Source organism: Rathayibacter sp. VKM Ac-2760, from assembly GCF_009834185.1.
Lineage (GTDB): Bacteria > Actinomycetota > Actinomycetes > Actinomycetales > Microbacteriaceae > Rathayibacter.
Map to the genome: position 1 here is coordinate 822,935 of NZ_CP047173.1, position 15,190 is coordinate 838,124.

Genomic DNA, 15,190 nt, shown 5'->3' on the forward strand with positions numbered 1-15,190 from the left:
CGGCAGGAACGACCCGCCAGGAATGCCACTCACCCCCGAGCGTTGTCCCCAGGGATGACTTCCGCAGCAGCACCGTCCCCCGTCCCCCCGACCGAGCAGCGCGCCCTCGTGGTCGGCGCCACCGGCATCGGCGGCTCCGCCCTCGTCGACCTGCTCACCGAGCGCGGCTGGCCCGTCACCGCTCTCTCGCGCCGGCCGATCGCCGAGCGCCCCGGCGTCACCCCGCTCTCCGCCGACCTCCGCTCGGCCGACGACCTCGCCCGCGTCCTCGCCGACGAGAAGCCGACCCACGTCTTCTTCACCGCCTGGTCGCGCCAGGCCACGGAGGAGGAGAACATCGCCGTCAACGGCGGCATGGTCCGCGACCTCCTCGCCGCGCTCTCGCACGCGCCGCTGCAGCACGTCGCGCTCGTCACCGGCCTCAAGCACTACCTCGGCCCGTTCGAGGCCTACGGGCAGGGCGAGATGCCCGACACCCCGTTCCACGAGGAGGAGGAGCGCCTCGACGCGCCCAACTTCTACTACGCGCAGGAGGACGAGCTCTTCGCCGCGGCCGAGCGCGACGGCTTCACCTGGTCGGTGCACCGCTCGCACACCGTGATCGGCCACGCGGTCGGCAACGCGATGAACATGGGCCTCACCCTCGCGGTCGCCGCGTCGATCCACCGCGCGCATGGCACGCCCTTCGTCTTCCCGGGCTCGCTCACCCAGTGGAACGGCCTCACCGACATGACCGACTCGACCGTCCTCGCCGAGCAGATGCTCTGGGCGTCGACCACCGAGGCCGGCCGCGACGAGGCGTTCAACGTCGTCAACGGCGACGTCTTCCGCTGGCGCTGGATGTGGTCGCGGATCGCCGAGCACTTCGGCGTCGAGCCGGTCGGCCCGACCGAGGAGCCGCAGCCGCTCGAGCGGCAGATGGCCGGCGCCGACGAGGTCTGGCAGCGCCTCGTGCGCGAGCACGACCTCGTCGAGCCCGACCTCGAGCGCGTCGCCTCCTGGTGGCACACCGACGCCGACCTCGGCCGCCAGATCGAGGTCGTCACCGACATCAGCAAGTCGCGCCTGGCCGGCTTCGGCGTGCATCACCGCACCGTCGACTCCTTCACGGCCCTGTTCGACCGCTACCGCGCGGAGCGCCTCATCCCGTAGGCCGGACCCGGCGGCCCCGACCGGTCGCCGGCCCGACGCCCGGCGGACACCCGGGCGACACCCCGCGTCCCCCCGCGCTCCCTAGCGTCACGGCATGGCGGCGGCGGTGGGACTCCAGTGATCGAGCGGGTGGACCCGTTCCTCGGCACCGAGGCGACCCTGCTCCCGGACGCGACCGGGCTCGCGGCGACCTGGTGGTCGCCGAAGCCGCTGATCGGCAACACCCACCCCGGCGCGACGTTCCCGCTCGGGATGGTGTCGGCCTGCTCCTACTCCGGCGCCTACCCGACCGGCTACGGCCGCTACGACCTGGCGCTCGAGGGCGTGCCGCCGACCCTGCGCGACGGGCTCGTCGCCTCCGGATTCACGCACTTCCAGCAGTCCGGCACCGGCGCGATCCGCAAGTACTACAACTATCTCCGCGTCACGCCGATGCTCGAGCCGCTCGACGAGCTCGGCCGCAGCTGGGCCATCGAGGACGAGGTCGCCGAGCCCGGCTACTACGCCGCGACCCTCTCCTCCGGCATCCGCGCCGAGCTGACCGTCGGTCCCGCCTCGGTCGTGCACCGCTACACCTTCCCCGAGCACCGCAGCGCCCGCGTGGTCGTCGACCTCTCGCTCGGCGGCCTGGCGATCCCGTCCGGAGCGACGATTCCGCTGCGCGCGCAGCTGCACTCGATCGCGCCGGGCGTCGCCGCGGGCGAGGTCGTGATGGAGGGCGCGCCGCTCGCCGTGCACCTCGAGTGCGACGCCCTGCAGTGGCGGCAGATGCTCTGGTACGACCGGCGGCTGATGCCCGGCGGCACCCGGCTCGACTTCGACCACATCCGCCCGACCACCCTCCGCCCGTTCGGACTGATGTGGGCCGGCCCGAGCACGGCGGGGCAGACCGTCGAGCTGCGGATGGGCTTCTCCCTGCGCGGCACCGAGCGCGCCCGCGAGAACCTGCACCGCGATGTCCCCCCGACGACCGGCGGCTTCGACCAGCGCCGCGACCGGACCCGCAAGACCTGGCGGAAGCGCCTGCGCTCGATCGCGGTGGACACCCCGTCGCCCGAGCGCGAGACCGTCTTCGCCACGGCGCTGTACCACTCGCTGATCAAGCCGTGCCTCGCGCCGGACGAGAGCCCGTTCTGGCCGACCGACGGCCCGTTCGTCTTCGACATCAGCACGATGTGGGACATATACCGCACCCAGCTCCCGCTGCTCACCGCCCTCGTTCCCGAGCGCGCGGTCGAGATCGGCGCGGCCCTGCTCACCATCGCGGAGGAGGAGGGCAACTTCCCGATCGGCTACCGGATGGCGAAGGGCAGCGACCGCTTCTCCCGCCAGGGCAGCGCGCTCGCGCACACCTTCCTCGCCGACCTCTGCCGGCTCGGCCTGCCCGGCATCGACTGGGAGGCGGCGCTCGTCCACCTGAGCGAGGACCTCAAGCGCACCTACGGCGAGGAGTTCCTCGCGGTCGGCGAGGCGCACCCGATCAGCCACACCCTCGACCTGGCGCACGGCTACTGGTGCACCGCGGTCGTCGCCCGCCACGTCGGCGACGTCGCACTCGCGGAGCAGCTCGAGGAGAGAGCCGCGCAGTGGGTGAACGCCTACGACCTGCGCTCGGGCCTGCTGAAGGACTCGACCTACTACGAGGGCACCCGGCACAACTACTCCTTCCGCCTGCTGCACGACATGGCCGGCCGCATCGCGATCAGCGGAGGCGACGACGCGTTCGTCGAGCAGCTCGACGCCTTCTTCGGCTACGGGGCGGAGCCGGTGGTGCAGCCGGGGCTCCGCCCGGACCGCGCGGAGATGGTCGCCGGCTCGGCCCTCGCCCGCTTCGAGGGGCTCAACAACGAGCCCGACATGGACGCGCCGTGGGCCTACCACTACGCCGGCCGGCCCGACCGCACGGCCGAGATCGTGCACGGAGTGGTGCACCAGCGCTTCGGCACGGGCCGCGGCGGCCTCCCCGGCAACGACGACTCCGGCGGCCTCAGCTCCTGGTACGTCTGGGCGAGCCTCGGCCTCTTCCCCGTCGCCGGGCAGGGGATCGTCCTGGTCAACGCGCCCTCCTTCGCCCGCGCCTCGCTCGCGGTGGGCGGCGCCGACTTCGAGATCCGGACCACCGGATTCGTCGAGCCCGTCCCCGGCGGCCCGGTCCAGTACGTGCAGTCGGCCGAGCTCGACGGAGCGCCGCTCGAGGTGAGCGCCATCAGCGCCGCGGATCTGCACCGCGGCGGCCGGCTCACCCTGCACCTCGGCGCCGAGCCGGCCGGCTGGGGCAGCGCCCCCGAGCACCGGCCGCCGTCGTTCCCGCCGCGCTGACCCGCGCCCGCACCGTCCCACCCTGCACCGACCACCCCTCGCTCCACGCACCACCCCTCACCGATCGCCCCGAAGGAGACCCATGGACCAGCACACGCACGCCCGCACCGTGCAGAACCGACTCGTCATCGTGGTCCGCGCCGATCCGGTGATCTGCGGTCACTCGGTCGAGGCCCGCAATCTCGCGGAGACCGCCCTCGAGCGCGGCTTCGACGAGGTGCGGATCGTCACCTGGCCGATCGAGCGGCTCCAGGCCGCCGGCCTGCCGCTCAAGCCGCTCGACGCGGTCCTGCCCTACAGCGACGGCATCGTCGTCGAGCGCCCCGAGCCCGTCGGCGACTACAAGGTGCCGGACGGCCGCTTCCTGGCCGGCATGGTCGGCCGCCTGGTCGAGCTCTTCACCGACGGCGTGCCCACCGTCTGCCTCTCGCTCTACCTCAGCCCGCACACGATCGCCGTGGCCGACGCGCTGCGCGCCGCCTGGAGCACCGGCCTCCCCGTCGACGTGACCACGGTGGCCGAGGCGGTCGGCTCCGATGTCACCAATGTGGTGCGCCGGGCGGTCGAGGAGGGCCGGCTCGGCGCGGCGGCGCACATCTTCGCGTCCTACCTCTCGCAGGACCACTGCGTCGCCGTGTCGGAGTACACCCGCGACCTCATCGTCGAGGAGGCGGAGCGGATCGACGCCGTCCACGGCACCCGCTTCGCCGAGCAGTGCCGGTCGCGGATCGAGATCTCCTACCCGGCGATCGACTCCGACGCCTACACGAGCCTCGATCCCGGAGTGGTCGACGAGGTCGTCCGCGCGCGCGGGCTGCGCACCGACGGCTACGTGCTCTTCCTCTCCCGGCTGACGGAGGCGAAGGGCGTCGAGGATCTGATCGGCGGGTACGAGCGCAGCCGCGTCCACGCGGACCACGAGCTGGTGATCGCGGGCCGCGGCCCCCAGGAGGCGGAGCTGCGGCGACTCGCGGCCGCCTCGCCGCTCGCGCACCGCATCCGCTTCCTCGACGACGTGGGCGACGCCGAGAAGCCGTACCTGATGGCCGGCTGCTCCGCGTTCGTGCTGCCGAGCAAGCCGCGCCCCGAGTTCGTCGAGACCTTCGGGATCGCGCTCGCCGAGAAGATGCTGGCCGGCGGCGGCCCGGTGATCACGACGCTGACCGGCGGCATCGGCGAGGCGGTGGGGGAGCACGCGTTCATCACGCCGGTCGAGGATCCCGGCACGATCGCGGCCCTGCTCGACCACGTCGTCCTCGAGCTGACGGCCGAGGAGCGGGCCCGCCGGGCGGTCGCCGCGCGCGAGTTCGCGCTGCAGTTCGATCGCCGTGCGGTGTTCGACCGGATGTTCGCCCGGATCGTGAGCCCGGTGCGGGCGGAGCGCGCCGCCTAGCGGCGGACCGGGACCCCGTCCTCGTCGGCGAGCCGCCGCGCGACGTCGGGCGACAGCCGGTAGCGCACGAAGCGGAGGGTGAAGCTGTGGTGCTCGTCGCCGGCGACCCGCTCCGCGAGCACGCGGATTCCGAGCACGGCGACGACCCGCCACCACTCGAGGCCGCCGGAGACGACGGCGGTGAACTCGTCGCCGGGCCGGACGTCGCGGGGGAGGACGTCGCCGTCTCGGACGTCACTGGGACCGTGGATCGCGCGCGGCACGAGGGGTGTGTCGATGATCATCTCGCCGACTCCTGAAGCTGGCGGGCATCGCGGGGGCGCTTCGGGTGCGCCGCGCACCCGGACGCCGGGCCCACGAGAGGGGGGCTCGCTACCCGGCGTCCGGTCATGCGTGCGGCCACGGGGTCGAGCCCGCCGGAACGAACCCGGACCGCCTTGGCAGTTTAGGCACGCACTGCGGGGCCGAGGCGGGATGTCAAGCGGTTGCGAGGAGGTTCGGAGAGTCCGACAGATATCGGGGAGTGGCGCTGCGGAGGTGACGCGGCGGAGGCTGTGCGGCGGGGCTCCGCAGCCGAGGCTACGCGGCGGGCTCGGCTCGGCGCAGCGGCACGGCGGCGGCGCTGACCGGCTCGGGGACGATGCGGAGACCGGCTCCGCTGTTCGCCCGCTCCATCAGCGCCTCGACCCACTCGGGGTTGATCGTGGGCTGGCGGCTGCCCTTGAAGTCGAACTGGATCGGGATGGTGGGGTGCATCCACACACCGCGGCGGCCGGTCCCGGCGTTGGGGCTGGCGTCGAGGGTGAGCAGGAAGCGCTCGTCGCGGCGGAACTTGTTGATGATGACGATCTGCAGGTGGGCCAGAGTCCGGTCGTCGACCTCGATGGCCGCCGGAGGGGTCCCGTACATGATGCTGCCCATGGTCTACTCCCTATCGCTCGTCCACAGGGCGGTGCTCCCTGTCGCTAGACAGACTCTCTACTAGTTTGACTAACGATGTCAAGCCGGGCCGGATGAACGGCCGGTGACGCGGCCGGCACCGGGAGGAGTCGGGGTGCCGCGGGGTGGTGAGCGGTCGGCTCAGGCGCGGCGTCGGGCCGGTGCGAGCTCGTGGTCGACGTCCTCGTCGAGCACGTCGCCGTGTTCTCCGGGCAGCTCGACGATCTCGCGCACGGTCTTCAGGAAGCCAATCACCGCTCGCGCCTCCTCGGTGGAGAGCTGCTCGGCCGCCTCGAGCATCCGCTGATTCATGTCGTCGAGCGTCTCGCGCACCTCGCGGTGCGAGGTGGGGGTGGCGATGATGCGGATCGCGCGCCGATCGCTCGGGTGCGGCTGGCGAACCACGTGGCCGCTCTTGACCAGGCGATCGATGAGGACCGTGGTGGAGGCGGACGAGATGCCGAGGTAGGCGGCGAGATCCTTGGGGCTGACGTGCTGGCCGCCCTGCTGGCGCCGCATGAGGAACTGCACGGCGAGCAGGTCGTTCTCGCCCATGCCCATCGATCCCCGGGTGCGCCGGCGCATCGCGGTCTCGGCCGTGCGGAACGCGCGCATCGCGCTGAGGACGTCGGCGGCTGCGGGCGCGCTCTGATCCCCGGGGAGCCGTGTGGCCCCCGGTCGAGTCGGCGCGACCTCATCCATGTCGGACAGTTTAGACAGACTCGTAGCAAGAACATCTAGTCATGTACAACCCCGCCTCCCTGGTTGTAGGGGAGGGGTCGCACGGGGTACTAATGACTCAGCTAGTTAGACGAGCTAGCGATTTCGACGGAACGGAGGACGACGTGCTCGACTTCCCACCCGTCGCTCCGATCGCGGATCCGCTGCTCGGCTCGACCCTCGCGAGCCGCTACCTCCTGCTGGAGCGCATCGGCGAGGGCGGCAGCGCCTCCGTCTACCGGGCGCGCGACCTGCGCCTGGCCCGGTCGGTCGCCGTGAAGGTGTACCGCGAGGTCGCGGACACCCCCAACGAGCGGTCGCGCCGCGAGCGCGAGGTGCGCCTGCTGATCGACTCGCGCCACTCGTCCATCGTCGAGATCCTCGACCAGGGCGAGATCGACACGGACGAGGGGGCGCTCGCCTTCCTGGTCCTCGAGTACTTCGACCCGGCCGACGACGCCGCCGCTTGGTTCTCCTCCGGCGACGAGCGACTGCTCGCCGAGGTGGGGGCGCAGGTCGCCGACGCGCTCGCACATCTGCACGCGCGGGGCGTGCTGCACCGCGACGTGAAGCCGGAGAACGTGCTGGTCCGCTCGCGCGCCGTGCCCGCCGCCGCCTCGCTGAACGAGGCCAAGCTCAGTGACTTCGGGATCGCCCGCGCCGTCGACGACGCGCGGCTGACCCGCTCGGACGTGCTCGTAGGCACCGCCGCGTACCTCAGCCCGGAGAGCCTCGGCTCGGGAACGGTCGGACCGGCGTCCGACGTCTACTCGCTCGGCCTGGTGCTGCTCGAGGCGGTCTCCGGCCGTCGCGCCTACACCGGCACGACCCTCGAGATCTCGCTGCAGCGGATGCACCACGCACCCGTCGTGCCCGACTCGGTGCCGGCGCGCTGGCGCGGACTGCTCACGGAGATGACGCGGCTCGACCCCGCCGCCCGGCCGTCGGCAGAGGATGTGGCGCGGAGGCTCTGGTCGGGGCTGCGCGACGAGCCGGTCGTCTCGCTGAGCACCGGCCTGCACGGCGCGGTCGCCGCGATCTGCGCGTCGTCGGTGGTCTGCGCGGTGGCGGTGGGTGTCGTCTCGACGCTCACGCTGCTTGGCCGCCTGGGCTGACCGGCGCCCAGCGGGCGGGCAGGCGGGCTGTCGTAGTCTCCCGGTGACCGTCGACCTGCCGCCCGTCGACCGACGCCGACCGCCCGCGGGACTCCCGCGGGCCCGAACGGAGCCGATCCCATGAGCCCTCGCCGCCTCTTCCGCATCCTGTCGATCCTCGAGGCGGTGACCTGGACCCTCCTGCTCGTCGGGATGCTGCTCAAGTACGCCGTCGGGGTCGGCGACTGGCCGGTGAGCGTCGCGGGGCCGATCCACGGCTTCGCCTTCCTCGCCTACGGAGCGGCAGCACTCGTCCTCGCGGTCAACCAGCGCTGGTCCGCCGGAGCGACAGTGCTCGCGGTCGCCAGCGCCGTCGTGCCCTACGCGACGATCCCGCTGGAGCGCGGCTTCGAGCGCCGCGGCCTGCTCGAGGGGCCCTGGCGCCACGAGGCCGGCGCCGACCCGCGCGACCACCGGCTCCCGAGCCGCCTGCTGCGCTGGGCGCTCGGCCGCCCCGTCCTCGCCGGCGCCCTCGTGCTGGCCGCGGTCGCCGCCGTCTTCGCCGCTCTGCTCGTCGTCGGCCCGCCCGGCGGCGGCGAGGCCTGACGCGCGGCGGCCCTGCCCGCTGGTCGAGGAGCCCCGGAGGGGCTGTCACCGGCACGTCCGGCGGAGGTGGATCTCGATACGCCCGCTGCGCGGGCTACTCGATCAGCAAGGGCCGCCCGCTGGTCGAGTAGCGCCGGAGGGGCGCATCGAGACCTGCTCGATCAGCGGGGGAGGGCCGCGGTGCCGGCGTCGATCAGGATCTCGGCGGCGCGGCGGGCCTGCAGCGCGGACTCGGGGGTGCCCGAGATGGCGGCGGTGGTCTGCGCGCCCTCGGCGAGGAGGGCGAGCTGGGCGGCGAGGTCGGCGCCGCCGCCGGCCTCCTCCGCGATCGAGGCGAGGAAGCGCTGGAAGCTGTCCTTGTGCTCGCGCGCGAGCTCGGCGACGGCGGGATTCGAGGCGCCGAACTCGCCGAAGGCGTTGATGAAGCTGCAGCCGCGGAACGAGTCCTCGGAGAACCAGTCGAAGAGGAAGTCGTAGATCGCGAGGAGCTTGGGCCGCGCGCCCGTCTCCGCGGCGACGCGGGTGCGCACGCCCCGGGTCCACTGCTCGTGGCGGGCCTGCAGCACGGCGAGGACGAGCGCCTCCTTGCTCGGGAACTCCGAGTAGAGCCGCTTGAGCGAGACGCCCGCGGCGGTGCGCAGCGCGTCCATCCCGACCGACTGGATGCCGCGCTCGTAGTAGAGGCGGTCGGCCGCGGCGAGGATCGCCTCGCGGGGAGGCGGCCCATCGAGCGTTCGCGGAGTCATCCCTCCATCGTAGGCGCTGTGGGAACGGGCGTTCTCGGCCGCCCGATCCTCAGCCCGGGGCGGACCCGGCGCGGTGTCGGAGGCGGCTGCTAGCGTCGGCCCCGCTCGGACCGCCGCGGATCGTCACTCGTCGATCGCGGCCCGGGCCGAGAGGTGGTCACCGTGGTGCTGGCGATGCAGGCGCAGGACTTCGACGGGCCGGCGGCGCTCCGCGCGGTCACGGTCGATCCCGGCGAGCCCGGGCCCGGCCGGGTGCGGATCCGGGTGCGGGCGGCGGGCGTGAATCCGGCCGACGCGAAGCTGCTGCGCGGGCTGTTCGGTCGCGGTCGCGTCCCCGTGCGGCCCGGCAGCGAGGTCGCCGGCGTGGTCACGGCGGTCGGCGAGGAGGCGAGCGGGCCGCTCGGCGCGATCGCCGTCGGCGACGAGGTGGTCGCCTTCCGCGTCTCCGGCGGCTATGCGGAGGAGCTGGTGGTGCCGGCGACCGCCGTGCTGCCGAAGCCGGCCGGGCTGGCCTGGGAGCAGGCGGCCGGACTGCTGCTGGCGGGCACGACCGCGATGCACCTGCTCGAGGCGACCGCGGTCGCGGCCGGCGACACCGTGCTGGTGCACGGGGCGAGCGGAGCCGTCGGCAGCCTCGTCGTGCAGCTGGCCCGCGGGCGCGGCGCCCGCGTCCTCGGCACGTCGAGCGAGCACGGCGCGGCCGTCGTCGAGCGCTTCGGCGGCGAGCCCCTCCCCTACGGCGCGGGACTGGAGGAGCGGGTGCGCGCCCTGGCGCCGGACGGCGTCGACGTCGCCCTCGACACGGCGGGCACCGACGAGGCGCTCGACGCCTCGGTCGCGCTGGTCGCCGACCGCTCCCGCATCGCCACCGTCGCCGGCTTCGAGCACGGTGCCGCGCTCGGGGTGCAGCTGCTGGGCGGCGGCGCCGGAGCCGACCCGGGCACCGCCCTGCGCGACGCCGCCCGGGCCCCGCTGCTCGAGCGCGCCGGCCGCGGCGAGCTGGAGGTCCTGCTCGGTCCGTCCTTCCCGCTCGCCTCGGCGGCGGAGGCGCTCGCGCTGGTCGAGTCGGGCCGCGCGGGCGGCAAGGTGGTGCTTCTCCCCTGAGCGCGGCCGAAGCGGGGGCCGTCGTTCCGCCGGCCGTCGAGCTGGTCGCGAACGGCCCGTTCGATCTCGCGGGCGCCGCGAGCCTGCTCCGCAACCACTCCGTCCCGGGCGTCGAGCGCGTCACCGACGACGGGCGCAGGCTCGAGCGGCTGGTCACCGTCGGCGTGCGGGCGGTGCCGCTCGCGCTCGAGCTGACGCCGGACGGCGCCCGCGTCAGCGCGGCGGACGACGCGGTGCTCCCGCTCGTCCGCGCGTGGCTCGACCTCGACTCCGACGTCGTGGCGATCGGCGCGGCGCTCGCCCGCGATCCGCTGCTCGCCCCGCTCGTCGCCGCCCGGCCGGGACTGCGCGCGACCCAGTACCCCGAGCCGTTCGAGGCCGCGGTGATGGCCGTGCTCGGTCAGCAGGTCTCCGTCGCGGCCGCGCGGACCTTCGGCGGGCGCGCGGTGACGGCCTTCGGCGAGCCCGGCGGCCTCGGCCTCCGCGCGTTCCCGACGCCCGCGGCGCTCCTGGCCGGCCCGCTGGAGGAGCTGCGCGCGGCGATCGGCGTCACCCGGGCCCGCGCGGCGACGGTCCGCGCGGTCGCCGCGGCCTTCGCCGACGGGCTGGTGCTCGACCGCGCAGGCGATCTGCCCGAGCAGCGCCGGCTCCTGCTCGCGATCCCCGGCATCGGACCCTGGACGGCCGACTACCTCGGCCTGCGGCTGCTCGGCGATCCGGACGCGTTCCCCGCCGGCGACCTCGTGCTGCGCCGCGCGCTCGGCGGCGTCTCGACGGCGGACGCCGACCGGGCCTCGCAGGCCTGGCGCCCGCACCGCGCCCACGCGGCCTTCCACCTCTGGGCGTCGACGGGTGCCGTCTGAGCCGGGCAGCCCCTGGAGCCCGCCGCTACCCCGACGAGGCGCGCACGACGAGGGTCCCCTCGAGGAGGGTCGAGCCGGTGACGCCGCCGACCAGGCGGTCGAGGGCCGCCTCCGCCAGCGCCTCGAGCGGCTGGCGGAGCGAGGTCAGCGGCGGTGCGCTGTACTCGCCCTCCCACGTGCCGTCGAAGCTCGCGACGGCGATGTCGTCCGGCACGCGGAGCTCCGCGTCCCGGAGCGCGCGGAGCAGGCCGATCCCGATCAGGTCGGAGGCGGCGAAGACGGCGTCCGGCCGGGGAGACAGGCCGGTCAGGACGCGGCCGGCGGCCCAGCCGCCCTCGCGGGAGTAGTCGGCGGGGAGCGCGGGACCCGCCTCCAGGCCGGCCTCGAGGCATGCCGCCTCCCATCCTCGCCGTCGCGCCTCGAACCGGCCGCGGTCGTCCCGCTCGACGTCGCCGACGAAGGCGATCCGGCGCCGGCCCGTCTCGAGGAGATGACGGGTCGCCGTCGCCGCGCCGGCCGCCAGGTCGACGCCGACGCCGTTCGCCCCCGGCTCGTCGCTGCTGTTGAGGTACAGCCAGGGAACGCCGAAGGCGTCGATCGAGCTCCGCTCGACGGGGTCGCCGCCCAGGAGGAGCACCCCGGCGACCTGCCGGGCCGTCAGATCGCCGAGGCGGGCGTGGAGGGCGTCGACGTCCGGGATCGCCGTGACCACGAGCAGATCGAGACCTCGGGCGCGCGCCGCGTCCTCGACCGCGCTGGCCAGCTCGGTGAAGAACGGGTTGCTGAAGACGCGCACGCTCCCGACCGGGGCGAGCAGCGCGACGGTCCGCGAGGTCCCGGTCCGCAGGGCCGCCGCCGCGGCGTTGGGCTGGTAGCCGAGCTCGGCGATCGCCGCCCGCACGCGGATCGCGGTCGCCTCGGCGACGGGCGCTGTCCCCTTGAGCGTGTACGTCACGACGGCGTCGCTGACGCCGGCCAGGCGGGCGACGTCGCGCCGAGTGACCCGTCGCGAGGAGTTCATTGCAGTGAACCTACCGCGCAGTGATCCTCCCCGCGCAGTGCCGCCCCCGTGCCGTCAGGCGCCCTCCACCCGGGTCACCTCGTAGAGCACCCCGCGCTCCGGGTGCAGGAGCGGCGGGACGAGTCCCGCCCGGCCGAGCAGCGCGCCGGACAGTTCGAACGCCTCGCCGTCCTGCGGCCACCAGAGCGCGTCGCGGAGCGCGACGTCCCTCGCGCCGATGACGACGGGGGCGACCCGGTAGACCGACTCGGGGTCGAGGCCGGGCAGGCGGACCCGCCCGGGGGAGACGACGCCGGCGCGGGCCAGCGAGACGTACGCGTAGACGGCGGCCGAGCGGTCAGGAGCGACGACGCCGTGCAGCGCGATCGTCTCGTCCGGGTGGTCCAGCCGGACCAGGTCGCCGCCGTGCAGGAGCGGTCGGAGGCGCTTGTGCAGCGCGATCCACTGGCGCAGCTCCTCGAGCTCCTCCTCGCCCGCGGAGCGCAGATCCCACTCCACGCCGAGGTGGCCGAACAGCGCCGTCATCGCGCGGAAGGACAGGTCGTGCACGCGGCCCGTCGTGTGCGAGGCCCCCGAGGCGATGTGCGTGCCCATCAGCTCCGGCGGGAGCAGCTGCGTCGTCCAGCGGTTCATCTGCTGGCGGTCGAGCGGGTCGTTGTTGTCGGAGACCCAGACGCGGTCGGTCCGCTCGAGGATCTCCAGGTCGACCCGCGCTCCGCCCGAGGAGCAGGACTCGATCTCGAGTCCCGGGTGCAGAGCGCGGATCTCGTCCATCAGCCGGTAGACCGCGAGCGTCTGCCGGTGCACGCCCGGCGCGCCGTCGGGACGCCGGCCGGCGTCGGTGAGGTCGCGGTTGTGGTCCCACTTGATGTAGCCGATGTCGTACTCGTCGAGGATCGCGAGGATCGCGTCGCGGAGGTAGGCGAAGCAGTCCGGGTCGCCCAGGTCGAGGACCTGCTGCCAGCGCGACTCGGGGGGCATCCGGTCGCCGGTCGAGAGGATCCACTCGGGGTGCGCTCGGGCGAGGTCCGAGTCCGGGTTGACCATCTCGGGCTCGAACCAGAGTCCGAACTGCAGGCCGAGGGACCGGACGTGGTCGACCAGGGGGTGCAGGCCGTCCGGCCAGACGTCGCTCGAGACGGTCCAGTCGCCCAGGCCGGAGTGGTCGTCCCGGCGGCTGCCGAACCAGCCGTCGTCGAGCACGAAGCGCTCGATCCCGAGGTCGGCCGCGCGGTCGGCGAGCTCGACGAGCGTGTCGAGGTCGTGGTCGAAGTAGACGGCCTCCCAGACGTTGATCGTGACGGGGCGTGCCGAGTGCGGGTGGCCCGGCCGGGCGCGCAGCTGCCGGTGGAAGCGCCGCGCCACCTCGTCGAGTCCGTCGCCGTAGACGGCGTGGATCCACGGTCCGGTGTAGGTCTCGCCGTGGGCGAGCCGGACCTCGCCGGGCAGCAGCAGCTCGCCGCCGCCGAGGGTCTGCACGCCGGTGTGCACGCGCTCGACCTGGTGGACGTGATTGCCGGACCACGCGGTGTGCACGCCCCAGACCTCGCCGCGGGCGAAGCCGAAGCCGGGCTCGCCGACGCTGAGCAGCGTGGCGGCGTCCGCCCCGGTCCGCCCGTGCCGGCCCTCGCGGCGGTGCGCGCCGATGGTGACTGCCGAGCGCTGCGGCACGCGCTCCTTGCCCCAGCGGCCGGCGAAGTCGAGGATCTCGCTCGCCGAGGGCGGGGTGGGCAGGCTGAGCAGGAGCTCGTCGACCTGGTAGCCGTCCTCGCCGAGGTTGGTGAGCGCCGCGCGCATCCGCAGCACGCCGGAGGGGTCGAGGACGATCACGATCTCGAGGCCGAGCGCGGCGACGTCGTCCTGGGCGCGGACCACGAGCGTGCCCGCGCCGGCGTCCGCGATCTCGCCGGCCGGCAGGGCGGCGCCGTCGAGTTCGAGGCTCGTCGTGCGGAAGGACGGCGACCAGCCGGCGCCCGCTCGGGAGCCGCTGAGGCCGGGCCGGCCGGTCCAGCCGGTGGAGTGCTCGAGGAGCACCGCGAGGCGGATCGGCTCGTCGATGTCGTTCGGGCCGACCGGGGCGGTGCCGGAGAGCACCAACGCGTCGAACGCCGCCCGATCCAGGGGCCCGCAGTCCGCGCCCCAGTGCACGACCGACGGGAGCCGGGAGTCGCTGAGGTCCAGCACGAGGGCGACTCCGGCCGAGCGGAGGACGACTCCGAGGGTGACGGTCATGGTTCTCTCCTTGTGCCGACGACGATCGGTGGCGCGGCGGACCCAGTCGAGCACCAACGTTTACTCGTGTCAACCGCGGACAGCACGATGCATCGGAGGAGGGCGGCCGGGCCCCGAGAGCGGCGGCTAGGTCAGGTACTCGACGTCGTCGTACTGCACCGACGCGTCGTCCGGCTCGAACTCGTCGACCGGCACGTCCTCGTACTCGAGGATGACCGCGACGCCGGGCGAGACGAGCACGCACACCTCGCGGTCGCCCGCGACCAGGAAGCGGACCATGCCGCCGCGCGCGCGGACCGCCTCGACGAGCTCGCGCTCCAGCACCTCCGTGTCGAGGGCGAGGGCGAGCAGGAAGCGGCGCCCGTCGATGCTGAGGCTCGTGCGCCGGGTGGTGACGGGCGGGGTCGGCGGCACGCCGCGCCGGTCGGATCCCGGGGTGACGGCGCGCACGCGCATGGGGGAGGCGTGCATCCGGATCACGGAGTTCATTCGGGATCCGGTCGGGACTCGTGGTGGCGGAGACCGTGCGAGCGACGGTCCTCCTTCATCTCGGACTCGAAGAGGTGGCGGCGGCCCGCGGCCAGCTCGTCGCGCGCGGACCGCTCCCGCTCGCGGAACGCGGCGTAGTAGCCGTCGTCGTACTCCTCGACGATCTGGAACGTCCAGCGGCCCTCGATGACGTTGCGACCGACCAGCTCGCGCTCGAGCGAGTCGGCGAGCTCGCCGCGCCCCGCCTCGCGGAAGGCGTCGACCGCCTCGCCGAGGGCGAGATCGGCGGCACCGGTGAGGCGGTGGAAGCCGTAGAGCAGCCCGCGGGCGTGCTCCACGGTCTCGAGGGCCTCGGAGAGCTTGCCCAGCGCGGCGACGGTGGCGTCGTCGAGACCGTCCGGACGCAGGTGCGCGGAATCGGGGTGGTCGTGTGAGCGGGTCATCTCCGAGAGCTTAGGCCGACCATATTCCGCTGTGACCCCCTTGCGCCGTCGGCGGAAACAGGTCGTGCT

General features: G+C 74.0%; 15 protein-coding genes. 7 read left to right on the forward strand and 8 right to left on the reverse strand.

Annotated elements, in window-relative coordinates; genetic code table 11:
• Window positions 1–54: 54 nt before the first annotated feature.
• The 3 genes from GSU72_RS03705 to GSU72_RS03715 all read left to right on the forward strand — a co-directional run bounded on the left by GSU72_RS03705 (window position 55) and on the right by GSU72_RS03715 (window position 4,864).
• Window positions 55–1,152, forward strand: coding sequence for an SDR family oxidoreductase (locus tag GSU72_RS03705; protein WP_159983829.1), 1,098 nt, complete (start codon window positions 55–57; stop codon window positions 1,150–1,152).
• A 117-nt stretch (window positions 1,153–1,269) separates the two neighbouring features.
• Entirely contained in the window at window positions 1,270–3,471 is a 2,202-nt protein-coding gene (locus tag GSU72_RS03710; protein ID WP_159983831.1) for a glycoside hydrolase domain-containing protein, read from the forward strand.
• 82 nt (window positions 3,472–3,553) lie between these two features.
• The gene (locus tag GSU72_RS03715) at window positions 3,554–4,864 is read left to right on the forward strand and encodes a glycosyltransferase (RefSeq protein WP_159983833.1); all 1,311 of its coding nucleotides are present in this window, start codon (window positions 3,554–3,556) and stop codon (window positions 4,862–4,864) included.
• Here GSU72_RS03715 and GSU72_RS03720 read toward each other — a convergent pair.
• From GSU72_RS03720 to GSU72_RS03730, 3 genes are all read right to left on the reverse strand, one after another.
• A complete protein-coding gene (locus GSU72_RS03720) occupies window positions 4,861–5,148 on the reverse strand; it encodes a hypothetical protein (RefSeq protein ID WP_159983834.1) in 288 nt (95 codons plus the stop codon). The two genes, GSU72_RS03715 and GSU72_RS03720, sit on opposite strands and share 4 nt — an antisense overlap.
• 295 nt (window positions 5,149–5,443) lie before the next feature.
• Window positions 5,444–5,785, reverse strand: coding sequence for an ATP-dependent DNA ligase (locus tag GSU72_RS03725; protein WP_159983836.1), 342 nt, complete (start codon window positions 5,783–5,785; stop codon window positions 5,444–5,446).
• A 159-nt stretch (window positions 5,786–5,944) separates the two neighbouring features.
• Window positions 5,945–6,505, reverse strand: coding sequence for a MarR family transcriptional regulator (locus tag GSU72_RS03730; RefSeq protein WP_159983837.1), 561 nt, complete (start codon window positions 6,503–6,505; stop codon window positions 5,945–5,947).
• 143 nt (window positions 6,506–6,648) lie between these two features.
• On the opposite strand from GSU72_RS03730, the gene GSU72_RS03735 reads away from it, so the two are divergent.
• Window positions 6,649–7,638: a serine/threonine-protein kinase gene (locus tag GSU72_RS03735; RefSeq protein ID WP_159983838.1), complete on the forward strand. Its 990-nt coding sequence runs from the start codon at window positions 6,649–6,651 to the stop codon at window positions 7,636–7,638.
• 120 nt (window positions 7,639–7,758) lie between these two features.
• Window positions 7,759–8,223, forward strand: a complete 465-nt coding sequence (locus GSU72_RS03740; RefSeq protein WP_159983839.1) for a DUF3817 domain-containing protein — start codon at window positions 7,759–7,761, stop codon at window positions 8,221–8,223.
• Window positions 8,224–8,384: 161 nt separating this feature from the next.
• Here the strand turns inward: GSU72_RS03740 and GSU72_RS03745 are convergent, their stop codons facing one another.
• Window positions 8,385–8,969, reverse strand: coding sequence for a TetR/AcrR family transcriptional regulator (locus GSU72_RS03745; RefSeq protein WP_159983840.1), 585 nt, complete (start codon window positions 8,967–8,969; stop codon window positions 8,385–8,387).
• Window positions 8,970–9,131: 162 nt separating this feature from the next.
• Here GSU72_RS03745 and GSU72_RS03750 point away from each other — a divergent pair, with 162 nt between their 5' ends.
• Together GSU72_RS03750 and GSU72_RS03755 are read left to right on the forward strand one after the other, a co-directional pair.
• On the forward strand, window positions 9,132–10,073 hold the full coding sequence (locus GSU72_RS03750; protein WP_244255957.1) for an NADP-dependent oxidoreductase: 942 nt from the start codon (window positions 9,132–9,134) through the stop codon (window positions 10,071–10,073).
• Between the two features lie 41 nt (window positions 10,074–10,114).
• Complete coding sequence (locus GSU72_RS03755) at window positions 10,115–10,936, forward strand: AlkA N-terminal domain-containing protein (RefSeq protein ID WP_159986623.1); 822 nt, start codon at window positions 10,115–10,117, stop codon at window positions 10,934–10,936.
• 25 nt (window positions 10,937–10,961) lie between these two features.
• Here the strand turns inward: GSU72_RS03755 and GSU72_RS03760 are convergent, their stop codons facing one another.
• From GSU72_RS03760 to GSU72_RS03775, 4 genes are all read right to left on the reverse strand, one after another.
• A complete protein-coding gene (locus GSU72_RS03760; RefSeq protein ID WP_159983841.1) occupies window positions 10,962–11,957 on the reverse strand; it encodes a LacI family DNA-binding transcriptional regulator in 996 nt (331 codons plus the stop codon).
• A 54-nt stretch (window positions 11,958–12,011) separates the two neighbouring features.
• Window positions 12,012–14,189 carry an alpha-galactosidase gene (locus tag GSU72_RS03765; protein ID WP_159983842.1) on the reverse strand — a complete coding sequence of 726 codons (2,178 nt, stop codon included), beginning with the start codon at window positions 14,187–14,189 and terminating at the stop codon, window positions 12,012–12,014.
• 126 nt (window positions 14,190–14,315) lie between these two features.
• Window positions 14,316–14,678, reverse strand: coding sequence for a hypothetical protein (locus GSU72_RS03770; protein WP_159983843.1), 363 nt, complete (start codon window positions 14,676–14,678; stop codon window positions 14,316–14,318).
• Window positions 14,675–15,121 (reverse strand): hypothetical protein, encoded by a 447-nt coding sequence (locus GSU72_RS03775; protein ID WP_159983844.1) that lies wholly within the window; start codon window positions 15,119–15,121, stop codon window positions 14,675–14,677. The genes GSU72_RS03770 and GSU72_RS03775 overlap by 4 nt, the downstream gene beginning before the upstream one ends.
• Window positions 15,122–15,190: the final 69 nt, after the last annotated feature.

Bases quoted from the DNA above. Each gene is read 5' to 3' on its own strand.
- GSU72_RS03705 (WP_159983829.1), top strand. From the start codon at position 55: ATGACTTCCGCAGCAGCACCGTCCCCCGTCCCCCCGACCGAGCAGCGC.
- GSU72_RS03715 (WP_159983833.1), top strand. From the start codon at position 3,554: ATGGACCAGCACACGCACGCCCGCACCGTGCAGAACCGACTCGTCATC.
- GSU72_RS03720 (WP_159983834.1), bottom strand. From the start codon at position 5,148: ATGATCATCGACACACCCCTCGTGCCGCGCGCGATCCACGGTCCCAGT.
- GSU72_RS03725 (WP_159983836.1), bottom strand. From the start codon at position 5,785: ATGGGCAGCATCATGTACGGGACCCCTCCGGCGGCCATCGAGGTCGAC.
- GSU72_RS03730 (WP_159983837.1), bottom strand. From the start codon at position 6,505: ATGGATGAGGTCGCGCCGACTCGACCGGGGGCCACACGGCTCCCCGGG.
- GSU72_RS03740 (WP_159983839.1), top strand. From the start codon at position 7,759: ATGAGCCCTCGCCGCCTCTTCCGCATCCTGTCGATCCTCGAGGCGGTG.
- GSU72_RS03745 (WP_159983840.1), bottom strand. From the start codon at position 8,969: ATGACTCCGCGAACGCTCGATGGGCCGCCTCCCCGCGAGGCGATCCTC.
- GSU72_RS03760 (WP_159983841.1), bottom strand. From the start codon at position 11,957: ATGAACTCCTCGCGACGGGTCACTCGGCGCGACGTCGCCCGCCTGGCC.
- GSU72_RS03765 (WP_159983842.1), bottom strand. From the start codon at position 14,189: ATGACCGTCACCCTCGGAGTCGTCCTCCGCTCGGCCGGAGTCGCCCTC.
- GSU72_RS03770 (WP_159983843.1), bottom strand. From the start codon at position 14,678: ATGAACTCCGTGATCCGGATGCACGCCTCCCCCATGCGCGTGCGCGCC.
- GSU72_RS03775 (WP_159983844.1), bottom strand. From the start codon at position 15,121: ATGACCCGCTCACACGACCACCCCGATTCCGCGCACCTGCGTCCGGAC.